Consider the following 15160-nt stretch of genomic DNA (forward strand, 5'->3'; position numbering starts at 1 on the left):
TGCTTCCCTCCTAGCTTTCGTTTCAACTTCCAGTACTTCTGTCAGTCAAGCAGGCAGCAAGACAGAAGTTAGGGTGGAGACAGCAGCCGTGGAAGCTCAGCAAATCAGAGCAGTAAGGAATTCCAGCTGTTACAGCGGAATGTATCATTCCGCTTTGTTGAGGTGCACAGGTTGTTTGCGTCCGCTGAACACGACCGTTCGGTTGTTGCGCCTAGCATTGCAGTAGGCAGATTAGTATGAATTTGGTTAAATAAACGACATGATTTTAGAAGTTGCCATCCTTGATGTGAAACCTGCTCAAAGCCAAGCCTTTGAAAGCGCGTTTCAACAAGCGTCTGTGATTATCGCTTCTATGCCTGGCTATCTTTGGCACCAACTCCAGAATTGTGTCGAAAATAGGGACAGATACATCTTATTGGTGCAATGGGAAAAGTTAGAAGATCATACGGTTGGCTTTCGCCAGTCTGCTCAGTATCAAGAGTGGAAGAATCTGCTTCACCATTTCTATGATCCGTTTCCCACAGTGGAGCACTATAACCTCGTGCTTCAAACCAAGAAAGAAACATAGCCAAAGCAATTAACCACAACCGAACAAGGTGCTGCATTGGTCTGTCTACAGCTAAACACGGCATCAAAGCTGATTTACAAGACTAACCATCTATAGATACGCACCAACATAGACTGACCTAGAATAAAACAATGCTGATTCTAGAGTTCAGGTAAAGGCAAAACTCATCAATTACGCTGTATTGCTGAGGCGATTCCCACCCTTCAGTTTGTCTGTAACAAGTGCTTGCAGTACTAAATAGACAATTGAAAAGTGTCGGGTTACAACCTCAACAAATACTGCACAGTGTTGGTAAAAGAAGTTTAGCTCTGCCAAAGAACTCACCTCGCGATCGCATCAATCTGCTGCAGAAAGAGCATGGTTAGCCGTTTCTTAATGTTGAGCCTGACCTCTACTTTGACTGGAGTAATTCCCTTATGAGCAAATTACTCTTGGTGGCTGGGGCTAGTGTCGCTTTTGGCCTCGCATGTTTCTTGTCTCAAACTCAATCTGTGCCCCTTCGTGCATCTATGAGCGCAAACTCTGTGCGACAGACCATTGCTCAAAATACGTCAGCTAGTCCGCTCACGATTCCTAACCAGTTCGATAGTGCCACCGATTTTTCTGAAGGCATTGCCCTAGTTCAGGTCGGAGAAGAATTCCGATACATCGATCGCGCAGGTAAAGTTGCTGTACAACCAACATCAAAATTTGAACTCTATTCTCCCTTTTCTGAAGGATTTGCCATTGTGAAGTCGGGCGATCGCTATGGCTACATCGATCGCACCGGAACGCTAGTCGTCTCGCCTCGATTTGAAACTGCTGCACCGTTTCAAAACGGGTTAGCCGCGATTCGCCTGAATCAAAACGTTGGTTTTATCAACCGCCAAGGGCAAGTTGCAATTCAGCCACAGTTTCTATACACATCAGGATTTTCTGAAGGCTTAGCAGCCGTTAAACTCGGTCAAAAGTATCGCTATATCAGCCCGACGGGGAAAGCTGCTTTTCAACAAGAGTTTGACGATGGCTGGAAATTTTCGGAAGGATTAGCTGCTGTTCGAGCCGGCAAGCAATGGGGCTATATCGATAAGACTGGAAAGATTGCGATTAAGCCTCAGTTTGATGGCGCATTTAATTTTTCAGGCTCGATGGCGCGAGTTCGAGTCGGCGACAAGTGGGGCTACATTGACAAAACTGGAAAGCAAATCATTCCACCCAAGTTTAAATTTGCATCTGATTTTTCGGACGGGTTGGCACTTGTTGAAATGGGTCAACTGTGGGGCTACATCGATAAAACTGGTAAATTAGTGGTTCCAGCAGATTTTAGCTACGCTGCACAGTTTTCTGATGGACTAGCGCCCGTTAAGTACGACAATCAGTGGGGTTATATTAATCACGCTGGAAAGATTGCGATCGTCCCTCAATTTGACGAAGCTGGGTCATTTTCAGACGGAATGGCGCGAGTCAAAGTGGGCGATAAGTGGGGCTACATTCAGAAATCAAATCGTCGCTAAAATTTAATTCCGTCTACTAAAAGCGATAGCGTCTAAGCCCAAAATTCTGTCTGAAGAGGAGTTAAGTTATGAAACGAGCAGCGTAGAGTAGGATGGTTTTTGTAAAAGGCAATTTGTGGACGCTTATCTTCTCAGCCTACTTGTTATTGGCGTACTCCTACTTGTAGTCACTCTAGGTTCAGGCTTAATTGGGCGTCTTCCGCTTTCATATGCCCTTATTTATTTGATCGTTGGCGTGGGTTTGGGTCCTTATGGACTCAACTTAGTTAAAATCCGTCCAGATACGCAGATTCTGGAGCGAGTCTCTGAATTTGTCGTTCTGATTTCGCTGTTTGGGTGTGGACTCAAAATCAGTCGTCCAATCCGGTTTTCGGCTTGGCAATCCACAGCTCGGCTGATCGGATTTTTAATGCCCATTTCCATTTTTGCAGTTGCGGCGGCGGGTCATTGGCTTCTGAAACTGGACTGGGCACCCGCTATTTTGCTAGGAGCAATCCTAGCCCCGACCGATCCAGTCTTGGCATCAGAAGTGCAGTTGTATGACCCCAGCGATCGCGATGAACTGCGATTTGGTTTAACCTCAGAAGGCGGACTGAATGATGCTCTGGCCTTTCCCTTCGTGTATTTTGGACTGCATCTGCTAGAGGATGGAAACTGGCAGAACTGGTTTAAACAATGGGCAGCGGTCGATCTGGTATGGGCGATCATTGCCGGAACGGTCGTTGGATTTGCAGCAGCGAAAGCCGTGCGATGGATTGATCGCCGCCTCCAACAATTTCACATTGTGGATGAACTGATGGAGGACTTTGTTTCTCTTAGTGTCATCTTTATTGCTTACACTTTGGCTGAATTTGTTAATGGATATGGCTTTCTAGCTGTCTTTGTCGCAGGACTAACAATGCGCCGGAGACGCGATGGCGAAAAGTCAAATTCCCAGCTTCGGTTTATTGAGCGGATCGAGAAACTCTCTGAGATTGGCACAATTTTGCTCCTCGGATCGCTCCTGCTAAAAGAGCCAATGTTTACCTATGCTGGCGGCGGTTTTTTAATCGCTGGATTGTTGCTATTTGTTGTGCGCCCGATTGGAGCTTGGGTTAGCACCATAGGACTAAGAGTACACCCAGCGACGCGATGGCTTTACGGCTGGTTTGGCATTCGAGGCGTTGGCTCTATCTACTATCTCGCCTACGCCTTAAAGTCTGGGCTGGAAGGCGACAGTGGAGAACGAATTGCTTGGATCACCTATTGGACGATCGCGATTTCGATCTTTTTACATGGAGTAACCTCAACGCCACTGATGAAATGGTATGAACGTAATATTGAAGGAAATACTACGCTAGAGGAGAATACAGCACAACGGGAAGAACAAGGCAAAGGCGCGTGAGAATAGATTGCTTCTAATCGCGCTAAAACCAATACGAGGAGGAACAGGTCAAGCACCTCCTCCTCTACACCGGAAGTAACTGCTGATTGATCTCAATACCGCGATCGCGCATCATTACTTCAAACAGGTCGGTTGGTAACGCTTGTTCTACTGCCCAAACTCCCGGTTTCTTCAGTTTTCCAGACAAGATTAGTTCTGCCACCGTCCCGGTTCCCATTCCAGCCGAAATCGCGGTGTCAGGATGCACCATCGTCGAGCAACAGCGCATTGCCTGACCCTCCTTCTGACCCGTTACCTCCGAGCGAATTGCCACGCCAATTCCACTAAAGCGATCGCTGACATCAGTCATAGCATGGCTGACGTGAGACAAGAACTCGATCACCGCTTTTGTTTGCAACAGCTTGGGATGCCACCACCGCGCTACGCTCCAAGTTAGGTAGTTATAAAACTGCGGAATGGTCGCAAATTTGGTCACAACACTTTCAACTGGAAATGTCTCTGGCAGCGTGAACGCTTCTGGCATATCAAACCAGTAGACGCCGATCTTGCCATAGGAGGGAAATTCGACGACCTCACGATCGCTATAGGGCTTTACGGTCTGCCATTGCCCATTCAGCCAAGCCTGAAATGGGCGCTGCAACCCTAGAAACGTCGTTCGCATCACCGTGACGCCTGCTCCGCCCGAGCCTGCCACCACATAGCTGAGGTGAATTTTTTCGGGTTTGTCTAACTGCTCCACATCTCTCCGCACCATGCTGTTTGAAATGCCTGGAAAGATGCCAGTGTTGACGATTGCAGTGACACCTGCGGCTTCTGCCTCTGCTCGATGCGCCAGCGCCTTTCGAGTAAACGACGGATGATCGCTAACATCCAGATAATTAACGCCTCGCTCGATGCAGGTTTTTAGCACACTGGTATCTCGGTAAAGAAACGGCCCAGCACAGTGAATGACAAGATCGGCTCTCGAAATTGCCTCTTCCAGCCGCGTGCGATCGCTCAAATCTGTAACGACGAACTCAACTCGCTCTCCCAGTTGATGGCTGAGTTTTGCACCTGTTGTGAGATTGCGTCCTGCGATCGTAATCGCTACTGAGGTGTGGGCCAGCAAATCTGCCGCTACTTTGCTGCCAATCCGTCCACTTCCACCGAGAATTAAAACCTGCATAAGCTTAATAAAAAACTTTCTATACCAAGTCTAGGCTTGGGTAAAAGCCAATAGAATGACATTTAACCAAATGATAGCTAAGTGCAGTATTAAACTTCTCCACCCCTGGTGAGGACAGTTTAGAGAAAATTCCATTAGAGATGAGAACGGTAACACCTTTAATAAAAGATAATCGTACTGGAATAAAAAATAATCGTACTGAGTGAAAGAATAATCTCACTCAGTACGATCGCAGTAGAAAAGTTAAACGTCAAATAATCTATCGTGACTTCTGTATTTTCTTGTCACTAGTAACTATTTATTTCCAGGCGTTCTTCCGCCTTCGTCATTGCTACCGCCGTGGGGACGAGAGTTGCCAGGATCACATCCTTCTGAGCCGTTGCCAATTCCCTGATTGCAGTTTTGTTTTTTGCCTTGCTCGGCGGTGCTACCAGTGCTACTGGTCTGGTTTACTTCTACCGCATAGGGCGAAGAGATGCTTTGAACTTTGCCGATCGTGGTTAGCGTTTGGTAAACAAATGCGCTCAGTTCAGATCGGGTTGCTACACGAGTTAGCTCAAGACGACTGGTACTGGGATAGTTGATAATAATCCCCCGTTCGGTTAGAGCAGCAATCAGTGAACGGTGCTGCGTTGGAATGCTAGCCGCATCCGTGTATGTCGATAAAATTGTCTCGACCGAACCTGTCGTTGTCGTGTAGTTCAAGGCATTTGCTAACGCAACTAGAATATCTAATCGAGTTAAACGAAGCGTTGGGTTAAATTCCTTCGTTTCATCGCCAAAGAAGCCCATCTCATAAGCTTCGCGGATTGCGCCGTAAGCCCAGTAGCTGCTTGATACATCTCGGAACGCGATCGCATCACGGACTTTAGCTTGTTCAAACGCTTTACGGAGGATTGCCGCAAACTGTGCTTTCGTCACCACATCGTCAGGACGGAAGCTGCCATCTGGAAAGCCTTTCACGATGGTTAGCTTCGCCAATTCGGCAATAAACGAGCTAGCCCAGTACGTGGACGAGACATCGCTGAAGCTAGCCATCGACGAGCTAGTAGCGACTGTGGTGCCCCCCATTGCAGCGCTGGTCATTGCAGCGCCCGCCATTGTAGTTGCACTTGTAGTTTCACTGGCTGACATCGATGTACCAGCGACGGTAGAGCTTTCTGTGCTGGTTGCCTGAACGCTAGTAGCGCTAACTTGACGAGTCATCAACTGCTGCTGACGGGTCATTAGAACCGTTGAACGGGCAGTTATCATTTGAGATACGGTTTCGTCGTAGCTTACTAGAGAACCCGATTCGTCTGTGCGATACACCCAATACTGTCGATCGCGAACCACAACCACTTGGTATCCAGGAACAACGGCCTGAGTACAGCTATCTCCCCCACTACCTAGCCCTAAGCAACCATTCGACCATTCTTGTTGTTCAAATTTGACGATGCGAAACCCTGAAGCGTCTTCCCCTACCCGCTTGGCTAAATCGCTAAAGATAGCACTAGAGATGGATTTTGGTAATTTCTTAATCGTGTCACCATCTCTTTCATGGTCATGGTCGTCATGGTCATGATCGTCATCATGATCACTGTCTTTTGCGTCGTCTTTGTCGTCATCTTTAACCTGACTCCTGAAGTCAGCAATCTCCTGTGTTTGAGATGGCTGAACAATAGAAATTTTGTCTGTCTGACTTGTTGGATTCGTCAAAGGCGTTGCTGAAACAGCCCCAGCTTGAGCGATCGCAAGAACAGCCGCTGCTAAAACAGCGTTACCGAGAAAAGCAAAATGGTTTTGGCTCATAGCTCTCACACCGATGTGTAGGTTGGAGATTGACATTGAGTGGAGTAAGAAGTTTTTCTCGCTCAGTAAGTATTGTGTAAATTAATTTACATATAAGCTACCGTAATAATGCTGAGTTACCCACCTTATCTGGAAGAGCAGCTCATGCGAAAAGCCTGCTGGCGCTGATAGTTTGATTACAATGAGCTAGAAGCAGTGCTACCTGGATAGTTTTAAAGAATAATTAGTACTTTGTTAGCCCAGTAAAAACCGAACAAAGGCAGCAAGCAGATTTGAAGAAATCGTGGCAATTGTGCGATCGCAACCCTCGTGCAATCACGCACATATCACGAGCAGGTTCAACAAAAATTCGCACCCTACACTTCTGATTGTGAGGGGCGGGGGTAGTTGTTAGCCTATTAGTCGGTATCTAGTGACAAGTTAGATGACCGGTAAGCGTGAAGGTATTAAATGTCATCTAACACATACCTATCGAGACAGCAGGATGACAAGCTGCTCACCTGGGCAGATGAGGCATCGTTACCCAGTTGAGGTCAACCTGATCCAGATTGACTTGAGAAAGCTTAGTGTCCACTAAAACTGCCCCGCGTAGCACAACAGAGCCTAACGTTACTTGAGCCAAAATTGCTCGGCTCAAATTTGCACCACTCAGGTTAGCGCCATCTAGGTTTGCCCAACTTAGGTCTGCCTCAACCAAGTTGGCCTTAATCAACTCCGATCGCTCTAGGTAAGCTCCCCGCAAAATGGCTAGGGCTAGCTTTGCATCACTTAAATTTGCCCAACTCAAGTTGGCTCCTGTGAGGTTTGCCTCCGTCAGGTTTGCACCACTTAGGTTACTCCCCGTGAGATTTGCCCCCTCCAGGTTTGCCCAGCTTAAGTCTGCCCCAACCAAGTTGGCCTTAATCAACTCCGATCGCTCCAAGTTTGCCCCCCGCAGGTTTGCCATCGGCAACCTTGCACTACTCAGATTAGCTCGACTTAAATTTGCTTCCATCAGATCCGTTTGGCTCAAGCTGGCGTCGCTCAAGTTTGCACCACTGAGATTAGCTCTGCTCAAAATTGCACCCCGCAGATTTGCCTCATGCAGCCTAGCTCGGCTTAAATTCGCCTCAGTTAGGTTCGCATTCTGCAACACTGCTCTCCACAGCATGGCTCCACTTAGGTCTGCACTAAGCAGCAGTGCCTCAGACAATTCTGTTCCTACTAAATGGACTCCACTCAGATTTGCGCCCCGTAGGTTTGCTCGTCTCAAGATCACTCCATTGAGATCCGCCCCAACCAAGTTTGCCTCGCTCAGGTCTGCTTCAAATAAAATTGCCTTTTTTAGAGCGACGCCGCTCAAGTCAACTTGATGCAGGTGCGCCCCGCTCAGGTCGGCGGTATGAAAGTCTCGTTCTCCTGTGGCATAGCGCTGCAAGAGTTCTTCGGTATCCATTGCCTGTACCTCTCAATACTGTCCTTGGAGTTCCGGTTCAGCCCAAATCACTCTGCGCCGTCTCATAGGTGCCTGGCACTCCGACCTTCTTGAAACAGTTGATTGAATTCTAATTCACTCCTCACCTGCTGTTTCTTGTGTGGTGAATCTAGCAGCAGCAGAATATTTAGGCAGTCAGGCAACAGGTGTAGAGTTAGCTTTTCAGCAGATCTCATTTCCGTTGCATAGTTCAATTGTCTAGGAATTCAGCGAAAAGGAACACCAGATTTGACGTTTATTTATACTCGGTACGAGGATGTTAGTTCAGAGCAGAGGTCTGTCAGATTCAAACTGCATCTAGCTAATAAAGACAAACACTAGATGTGAATCTGCCGTAATAACAGCAAGAACATTACCAAGGTCGCACCCTTGTATAGACCTCTGTTGAACTTTAAAGAGGCAGACGAATGGTAAATGTTGCGCCCTGTCCTACGACACTACTTACTGTTATGCTGCCACTATGCGCCTCTACAATGCGTTTAGCGATCGCTAATCCCAATCCCGTGCCACTGCTACGCGATGGATCAGTGGTGTAAAACTGCTCAAAAATTCTAGGTAAATCCCGTTCACTAATTCCCGTTCCTTGATCCTGAATTGTGATTTCTGCTTGTTTTCCTTGCCGATGTCCCCTGATGAGGAGCCGAGTGTTTGGCTTAGAATGCTTGATGGCGTTGTCCAAAATGTTGAGGAGCGCTTGCAGCAGCCGCTCAGAATCACCCTGTAATTGCAAATCTGTGACATTTACGATCGCAGTAACAGGATGCGCCTGCATACGCGGGGCCATTGCCTTGACCGCCCGATCAATTAAGCCTTGCAGGGATATGGTTTGTCGCTCTAAGTAGCCGACCCCCGCTTCTAGCCGACCGAGATCCAACAAATCGTGAATCAACCGAGACAACCGCTTGGTTTCACTCTCAATCGTCTCAAAGAAGCGATCGCGCAGTTCAGGTTCCTCTACAGCACCGCTTTTGAGGGCTTCTACCGTCACTTGAACGTTGCTAATCGGAGTCCGTAGTTCGTGAGACACGTTTGCCAGAAATGCTCTTCGTTCTTGATCGAGCGAGGCTAATCGTTCACTCATTCGGTTCAGTTCGATCGCTAACTGACCTAATTCATCCTTCTGGGCAATCGTGAGGCGATCGCCAAATTGCCCACCCCCTAACCGGATGGCGAAGTTTCGCATCGTCTCAATTGGAGCGGAGAGGCTACGAGCCAAGCGATGACTAATTAGGGCACATAGCAAAATGGTGAACAGCAGGGTTATCAGCACCGCCCAGATGACATCCATAAATTGACGCTGGAACTGCCTCAATGTCACTGACATCCGCAAAATTCCTAAAACTTTGCCGTTGCGAGTAATGGGTCGAGCAACATATAAGCGATCGTCGTTGGTCAGAACCCCTTTCGCAATTCCACGAGCAGAACGATTCTGCGACGCCTCTTGAACACCCGGAACCTCATACCAATTTATGACGCGCTGATCCGTTTCTGGGGAAGATGTAGCAAGCAACTGCCCTTGGGCATCAAACACGCGCAGTGTGATCGTATCCGGTTCGCTATAGCGTTCTGTCAACACGCGAATTCGTTGCAAATCCTGTTCTTCCATGGCATCAGCAACGCTTTCGCTTAAAGCCGAAGTCCAGTTATCCAGGTCGGCTTGACGCACTTGCATGAAATAGACATAGAACGACCAGAGGATGTACCCGGCCATTAGCGAGGTGCCGAGTACAACCAGAAGAATGTAGGTCGCCAATAGCTTTGCATGGATCGAAACCCGCTTCAAACGAATTGGACGCATTGGCGAACTCATGACCCAGCTACAGTATTGGCATGGCGACGCAGAACTGTTCTAATACGGGCTACCAGTTCACGGGTGTTAAACGGCTTTGTGATGTAATCATCTGCCCCTGCTTCTAACCCGCGCACCTTATCCACATCTTGGTCTTTAGCCGTGAGCATCACGATGGGGACATTAGAAAATGCTCGAATCCGCCAACAAACTTCCATGCCATCCGCTTCTGGCAGCATCAGATCCAGCAGAATGATATCGGGCACCTGCTTATGAAATTGCTTAATTGCACTCAACCCACTGTCTGCCGTCACGACTTCAAAGCCTTCTTTCTGTAGCGTATAGGTGAGGCTCTCACGCAAAGGTGCTTCGTCGTCTACAAGTAGGATTCGAGGCATGGTTCAACAAAATTGCTTCTTTGTAAGAATACCTTGTCAGCAAATCAGCACATCATCTTTCTGACGACGGAATTGGATTTCGATGCAGAACGACCGATGGGTCTAATAGAGCTAGTAGAGCTTTCTGCTGAGCGACCAGAATTGCAGGTACATTAAGGAAAAGAAAATCTAGATCTGCTTTTATGAATCCTGCCGTTAGTCTGCTTCGTGCTACCTCCTACGATCGCACTCCACTGCGCCACTCGCTCGAAACGTTGCTAGAGCCAATGGGAGGAATCGCCGCGTTTGTTAAACCGGGCGATCGCGTCTTGCTTAAACCCAATCTGCTCACTGGAGGGCGACCCACCAAGGAATGTGTTACCCGTCCTGAAATTGTGCATTGCGTTGCACAAATGGTACAAGAAGCAGGCGGAAAGCCATTCTTGGCCGACAGCCCCGCGTTTGGATCTGCCTTTGGAGTCGCTAAAGCAAACGGTTATCTTCCCCTAATCGAAGAATTGGACTTGCCGATTGTCGAAATGAAGGGCAAACGCTATGAAACCGTGAGCGACGACTTCAATCATTTGCTGCTCTCAAAAGAAGCAATGGAGGCAGATGTCGTGATTAATCTGCCCAAAGTGAAATCTCATATGCAGTTAACCGTGACGCTTGGCACTAAAAACCTGTTTGGCTGTGTTCCGGGCAAAATGAAAGCTTGGTGGCATATGGAAGCGGGCAAAGACCGAGAACGCTTTGGCAGAATGCTAGTTGAAACCGCTCGGGCCATTGATCCGGATCTAACCATTCTCGACGGGATTATCGGGCATGAGGGCAACGGTCCGAGTGGAGGGGAACCGAGAGAACTCGGTATCTTGGGCGCTTCAGCGAATGTGTTTGCCCTCGATCGCGCCGTTGTTGAAATTCTCCAAGTCGATCCAACCTCAATTCCCACCATCGTTGCTAGTGGTCAACTTGGGTTGTGTCCTGAGCTAGACAAGATTGAATTTCTACATTCACGCCCAGAAGATTTGGCGATCGCAGACTGGAAACTGCCCGAAACAATTATGCCTATCGACTTTGGTGCACCGCGTGTGCTTAAATCTACCTTTAGGCACTTGTATATTCGCTTCATTAAAGAGCCGATATCAGCCTATCGTTAGATTTAGGTGAATCTGAAGGAAACATTACGAATTAAGGCTATATTAATTATTTCTTTTAAGCTTATAAAGATTAATGAGGTAAGCCTTAGATTCCAAGCCTTCTAGAGTGACTCCTGAGTTTGCGTCAAGTTTTGGATCTGTTCATTAAGCTTCTCGTAACTCTTGTGTCATCTTATGTGATATCGGCCCAGAGGCTAGAAGGTTCAGTATGGTGAGAGCAGACAACGCTCAACCTTAGAACTAAGTGCAACCATCTATGCCTCCTTTAATGATTCGCCAACTGTGGTCGCTTGTCGAAACGGCACAAGCGGCTTCCCTAGTTAATTTAGACGATTCGAGTCTAGTGCAATGGCTACTGCACCAATTTGGAGATAAGCAGCCTCTCAATGCTGAGGAAACTAATATTCTGTCTAAATATATTCACGCCAAACTCTCGCTGATTCGCGATTTAGCTTACGATCGCATGGCTGACAATCTCTAAATCTCCACTTATGCTGCGGATTGTCTACTTCCCGCGTTTCGCACCTTATATTGAATATTGCTCATATTGGTCTGTATTGATCCGCCAAATATCCTTGTATTAAGAAATCCTCACCGATTGCTTCAGTGGTGACTTGCGTTAAGGATAAGGCTTGCGTCATTTCGGTTAAGCCTAACCCTCCAACTGGGGACGGGGCATCGATGCCGCCAATAATTTTGGGAGCAATGAACGCCCAAACTTTTTGAACACACTGGTCTGAGATCGCTCGCGCCGCTAAGGTTCCGCCGCACTCCCACAGAACCGTGTTCAGCCCGCGATCGTATAACTGCCTCATCACCGCAGCAGGCGTTAGTGCTTCTAGAACGATCACCTCTACGCCTTGATCGACTAGCTTTTTCTGCGTTTCTAAAGGGGCATCAGGGCTGGTGAATACAACAGTTGGAGCGACAGTTGTCTGCCAAAGATTGGCGATCGTGGGCAGGTCAAGGACTCGGCTCATCACAACGCGCAATGGATTGTGAGGCGCAATGCCGTGAGTGGTGAGAAACGGATTGTCTTGACGAACAGTATTGCCACCAACGACGATCGCATCACACGCCGATCTCAACTGATGCACCTGCTGTCTGGCTGCTTTTCCTGTCACCCAATAGCTGTGTCCTGTTGTTGTCGCAATCTTTCCATCCAGCGTCATTGCATATTTGAGAATACCAAACGGGCGACTCTGCACTATCCGATGGACAAAGGCTTCATTCAAGGTCTGACAGTCTTTTTCTTCAACGCCAACCGTGACATCAATTCCTGCCGCTCGCAGTTTGGCAATGCCTTGACCTGCTACTTGAGGGTTTGGGTCTACCATGCCGATCACAACTCGCTGGATTCCCGCCGCGATCGTCGCGTCAGCACAAGGCGGTGTGCGTCCATAGTGGCTGCACGGCTCTAGATTGACGTAAAGCGTTGCACCCAGAGCACGATCACGGGCCTGTCTCAGGGCAAACACTTCTGCATGAGGCTCGCCTGCTTTCGGATGGAAGCCTTCTCCCACAATTTCGCCATTCTGAACAATGACACAGCCCACCATTGGATTTGGAGCCGTGCGGCCCAAGGCGAGGCGTGCCAATTTTAGGCAGCGCTGCATCATGCTCAAATCAATATTAGTTTGATGGTCTGATTCCATCCGTCTGGTTCTACCTGTGAGATTTAGAAGTGTAGCAAGAGTGCGCTACAGCCGGGACGTTGAATAGTGGCTTAGTACCTCCTGTCCCCAGCGCACGATCCCCTCCGATCCTTCGATCATCAGGAGATATTGACCGCGATCGACATGATGACGATAGATACTGGCCGTTGTGCCTTCTCCAAACAACCCAAATAACCCACCCAGCACTGCACCAGTAAACCCACTCACCAAGCCACATGCTGGAACCAACAGCATGGATTGAATTCCTGATAACCCTACACTTTGAAACGTCATGGCGACGAAGAGAGCCACTCCAATGAGTGAGCCAAGCATGCCTGCAATTAAGCCCAGCGATCGCGCTTTACGTGCAGCAATTTGCATCGGTTTGAGCAAACCGACATGTTCAGGATTACTGTAGCCCTCACCCACGATCGCGAGATGCTCTGGGGAAACCCCATGATAATGAAGCAAACGATACGCCTGGAATGCAGAACTCTCATCGGGAAATACCAAGACGGCAAGATGAGTCTGTCGGCGCACTAGACCAGCTTTATTCAAGAAGCGATTGACTGACACAGAAGGTAGGGAGAATGGCGGTTTCTGTTTGAATTCTAAACCCTTGACATAGGAATACCTAGAGCTAATGGGAGGAATTTAATATTTTTTTGGGTATGGGTTTTTGGAGAGGCATTCCTCCTCGTGAAGCGGGTCAAAACCTTCTCTTATTCTTCATCCTCTACAATAGAAGTGTTCGTTATTTATAGATCCCCATGCCTCCCCGTTGGTCTCGCATTCCCGATCGCAATGATCCTGACTTCCGCCGCCTTGACGATCGCATGACGTTTGCCACTCATGTTGCACTGTTTAGCGCTTGTAATGCTGGAGCGTGGTTCTTCCGGCTGGCGCAGCATCCAGATTGGACGTGGACAGTTTGGATGACGGGTGCTTGGCTGGCAGTGCTGGTGGCGCATGGAATTTATATCTTTGCGATCGCAGACTACTCAGAACCCAGCAACTCCTAAGCAATGGCCATCAAAACCAGCCAATAGATAGGAGTTCTATTCATCAAGGTAGAGTAATTGTTGAGTAGTTGCTCTTGCTAGATCTACGAATGCTGGACAACCTGTAAACTTACCGTTTAAAACTCCTATGGCTATAAGTTCTTCTGAAGCGATCGAAACCTTGGCAGCCGAGATTGGTGAAAACGTTTATATGGATATTGCCAAGTGGCATCTTTACCTTTCTGATGCTCATCTGCACACGGTTCTAGCTGAAAAGCTGTTTCCGATGATTTCTAACGGACGGGCAGTTGAGGAAGACCAAGTGCTATCCGTTCTGAACGGCATTCCCGTGAAACTTGGCGGCGGTAAACGGGAGGTTCCATTGACCGATTTGCTGCCAATGCAGTGTCAGGTCAATCTGATGGATACCCTGGAAGAGTTTCAGCGCAAACTTTAAGATGCCCCTCGGCGTTTGAATCGGTTAACTCATTTCAAACTGTTCGGGGACGTTCCCCCGCGCCCCCGTTTTGTCAGGAGATGGAAGTCGTCCCTTGTCACCCAACCTAAGAGAAATTGGAGCGGCGAGGAAGGGGGGTAAAGGTGGTTGGCTTAGGGTTTGCGGCTTAACCCATGCTGATGTTCTGATGACTTTTTTAGGGATAGCTCTTAAAAACTTGAAGGCAACGGATCGCTCGATTTAGCATCGACTCTCAATCCGTTGCCTTTGGTTTTACTCGCTATTATGCCGTTTGCAGTAATAGGATCTAGTGCTTGCCGTTCTTGCCATTGGTAGATACGGGAGCAACCATCATGTCTTGCAACATAGACTGTGTAACCGACTGCGTTGAAGGGGTCTCCTCAGCAATTTGGGGGGCGAGTCGGGCAGTTGTATTGCGAATCGTTTGACGCCGGGAGTTTTTGCGCGCGCCACCTGCGATCGCATACTCGTTACTGCCTTTGCCGTAGCGGGCGGCAACGCCGAGCAGGATGTGCTCACTAAAATCATTGATCGATTCTTCAGCGAGTTGAATTTCTTGCCCGATGCGATCGAGGGTTTCAATCATGTCGTTGTAAGTGTCGAGCTTCTCGCGAAGGCTTGTAAGATCCACGGTGTAGGCAGCTAACGATAGTCCGTTACCCAAGTCGAAGTTCGGATCGATGGATTGCAAATTCTTGGCACGAAGTTCTGCTTTTTCGAGAGGTTTAGAGTTCCGGGTTGGTCGAGTCATCGTTACACGCTGATGAAGGTTTATCCTTGCACTGTAACCATCTGGCAGTCTAATCTGCCATGAGAGAATTTTGG

The 15160-nt window shown here is 48.2% G+C and carries 15 protein-coding genes; 7 read left to right on the plus strand and 8 right to left on the minus strand.

Features of this window, described 5'->3' with window-relative positions:
- Positions 1-259: 259 nt before the first annotated feature.
- The 3 genes from AC5I6P_RS19250 (at position 260) to AC5I6P_RS19260 (ending at position 3445) form a co-directional block, all read left to right on the plus strand.
- Entirely contained in the window at positions 260-568 is a 309-nt protein-coding gene (locus tag AC5I6P_RS19250; protein ID WP_495695397.1) for an antibiotic biosynthesis monooxygenase family protein, read from the plus strand.
- A gap of 509 nt (positions 569-1077) precedes the next feature.
- Positions 1078-2061 carry a WG repeat-containing protein gene (locus AC5I6P_RS19255; RefSeq protein ID WP_495695398.1) on the plus strand — a complete coding sequence of 328 codons (984 nt, stop codon included), beginning with the start codon at positions 1078-1080 and terminating at the stop codon, positions 2059-2061.
- A gap of 115 nt (positions 2062-2176) precedes the next feature.
- Complete coding sequence (locus tag AC5I6P_RS19260) at positions 2177-3445, plus strand: cation:proton antiporter (protein ID WP_495695399.1); 1269 nt, start codon at positions 2177-2179, stop codon at positions 3443-3445.
- Positions 3446-3509: 64 nt separating this feature from the next.
- Here AC5I6P_RS19260 and AC5I6P_RS19265 read toward each other — a convergent pair whose 3' ends face one another.
- From AC5I6P_RS19265 to AC5I6P_RS19285, 5 genes are all read right to left on the minus strand, one after another.
- Complete coding sequence (locus tag AC5I6P_RS19265; RefSeq protein ID WP_495695400.1) at positions 3510-4610, minus strand: saccharopine dehydrogenase family protein; 1101 nt, start codon at positions 4608-4610, stop codon at positions 3510-3512.
- Between the two features lie 294 nt (positions 4611-4904).
- Complete coding sequence (locus AC5I6P_RS19270; RefSeq protein WP_495695401.1) at positions 4905-6401, minus strand: S-layer homology domain-containing protein; 1497 nt, start codon at positions 6399-6401, stop codon at positions 4905-4907.
- Between the two features lie 496 nt (positions 6402-6897).
- Positions 6898-7836, minus strand: a complete 939-nt coding sequence (locus AC5I6P_RS19275) for a pentapeptide repeat-containing protein (protein ID WP_495695402.1) — start codon at positions 7834-7836, stop codon at positions 6898-6900.
- Between the two features lie 430 nt (positions 7837-8266).
- Positions 8267-9685, minus strand: a complete 1419-nt coding sequence (locus tag AC5I6P_RS19280) for a sensor histidine kinase (RefSeq protein WP_495695403.1) — start codon at positions 9683-9685, stop codon at positions 8267-8269.
- Positions 9682-10062 (minus strand): response regulator transcription factor, encoded by a 381-nt coding sequence (locus AC5I6P_RS19285; RefSeq protein WP_495695404.1) that lies wholly within the window; start codon positions 10060-10062, stop codon positions 9682-9684. Before AC5I6P_RS19285 ends, AC5I6P_RS19280 begins: the two co-directional genes overlap by 4 nt.
- Positions 10063-10244: 182 nt before the next feature.
- On the opposite strand from AC5I6P_RS19285, the gene AC5I6P_RS19290 reads away from it, so the two are divergent.
- Positions 10245-11201, plus strand: a complete 957-nt coding sequence (locus tag AC5I6P_RS19290; RefSeq protein WP_495695405.1) for an Npun_F2552 family protein — start codon at positions 10245-10247, stop codon at positions 11199-11201.
- A 256-nt stretch (positions 11202-11457) separates the two neighbouring features.
- Positions 11458-11682, plus strand: coding sequence for a hypothetical protein (locus tag AC5I6P_RS19295; RefSeq protein ID WP_495695406.1), 225 nt, complete (start codon positions 11458-11460; stop codon positions 11680-11682).
- 61 nt (positions 11683-11743) lie between these two features.
- On the opposite strand, the gene ribD is transcribed toward AC5I6P_RS19295, so the two are convergent.
- Together ribD and AC5I6P_RS19305 are read right to left on the minus strand one after the other, a co-directional pair.
- Positions 11744-12856 carry a bifunctional diaminohydroxyphosphoribosylaminopyrimidine deaminase/5-amino-6-(5-phosphoribosylamino)uracil reductase RibD gene (ribD, locus tag AC5I6P_RS19300; RefSeq protein ID WP_495695407.1) on the minus strand — a complete coding sequence of 371 codons (1113 nt, stop codon included), beginning with the start codon at positions 12854-12856 and terminating at the stop codon, positions 11744-11746.
- A 45-nt stretch (positions 12857-12901) separates the two neighbouring features.
- On the minus strand, positions 12902-13432 hold the full coding sequence (locus tag AC5I6P_RS19305) for a hypothetical protein (RefSeq protein WP_495695408.1): 531 nt from the start codon (positions 13430-13432) through the stop codon (positions 12902-12904).
- Positions 13433-13626: 194 nt separating this feature from the next.
- Here AC5I6P_RS19305 and AC5I6P_RS19310 point away from each other — a divergent pair, with 194 nt between their 5' ends.
- Both AC5I6P_RS19310 and AC5I6P_RS19315 read left to right on the plus strand, forming a co-directional pair.
- Positions 13627-13878, plus strand: coding sequence for a 2TM domain-containing protein (locus AC5I6P_RS19310; RefSeq protein WP_495695409.1), 252 nt, complete (start codon positions 13627-13629; stop codon positions 13876-13878).
- A 127-nt stretch (positions 13879-14005) separates the two neighbouring features.
- Complete coding sequence (locus AC5I6P_RS19315; protein ID WP_495695410.1) at positions 14006-14314, plus strand: DUF3181 family protein; 309 nt, start codon at positions 14006-14008, stop codon at positions 14312-14314.
- Between the two features lie 307 nt (positions 14315-14621).
- Here the strand turns inward: AC5I6P_RS19315 and AC5I6P_RS19320 are convergent, their stop codons facing one another.
- A complete protein-coding gene (locus AC5I6P_RS19320) occupies positions 14622-15086 on the minus strand; it encodes a hypothetical protein (protein WP_495695411.1) in 465 nt (154 codons plus the stop codon).
- Positions 15087-15160: the final 74 nt, after the last annotated feature.

The sequence above is a fragment of the Myxacorys sp. genome (assembly GCF_059501405.1).

Bases quoted from the DNA above. Each gene is read 5' to 3' on its own strand.
- AC5I6P_RS19250 (WP_495695397.1), top strand. From the start codon at position 260: ATGATTTTAGAAGTTGCCATCCTTGATGTGAAACCTGCTCAAAGCCAA.
- AC5I6P_RS19255 (WP_495695398.1), top strand. From the start codon at position 1,078: ATGAGCGCAAACTCTGTGCGACAGACCATTGCTCAAAATACGTCAGCT.
- AC5I6P_RS19265 (WP_495695400.1), bottom strand. From the start codon at position 4,610: ATGCAGGTTTTAATTCTCGGTGGAAGTGGACGGATTGGCAGCAAAGTA.
- AC5I6P_RS19270 (WP_495695401.1), bottom strand. From the start codon at position 6,401: ATGAGCCAAAACCATTTTGCTTTTCTCGGTAACGCTGTTTTAGCAGCG.
- AC5I6P_RS19275 (WP_495695402.1), bottom strand. From the start codon at position 7,836: ATGGATACCGAAGAACTCTTGCAGCGCTATGCCACAGGAGAACGAGAC.
- AC5I6P_RS19280 (WP_495695403.1), bottom strand. From the start codon at position 9,685: ATGAGTTCGCCAATGCGTCCAATTCGTTTGAAGCGGGTTTCGATCCAT.
- AC5I6P_RS19285 (WP_495695404.1), bottom strand. From the start codon at position 10,062: ATGCCTCGAATCCTACTTGTAGACGACGAAGCACCTTTGCGTGAGAGC.
- AC5I6P_RS19290 (WP_495695405.1), top strand. From the start codon at position 10,245: ATGAATCCTGCCGTTAGTCTGCTTCGTGCTACCTCCTACGATCGCACT.
- AC5I6P_RS19295 (WP_495695406.1), top strand. From the start codon at position 11,458: ATGCCTCCTTTAATGATTCGCCAACTGTGGTCGCTTGTCGAAACGGCA.
- ribD (WP_495695407.1), bottom strand. From the start codon at position 12,856: ATGGAATCAGACCATCAAACTAATATTGATTTGAGCATGATGCAGCGC.
- AC5I6P_RS19310 (WP_495695409.1), top strand. From the start codon at position 13,627: ATGCCTCCCCGTTGGTCTCGCATTCCCGATCGCAATGATCCTGACTTC.
- AC5I6P_RS19315 (WP_495695410.1), top strand. From the start codon at position 14,006: ATGGCTATAAGTTCTTCTGAAGCGATCGAAACCTTGGCAGCCGAGATT.
- AC5I6P_RS19320 (WP_495695411.1), bottom strand. From the start codon at position 15,086: ATGACTCGACCAACCCGGAACTCTAAACCTCTCGAAAAAGCAGAACTT.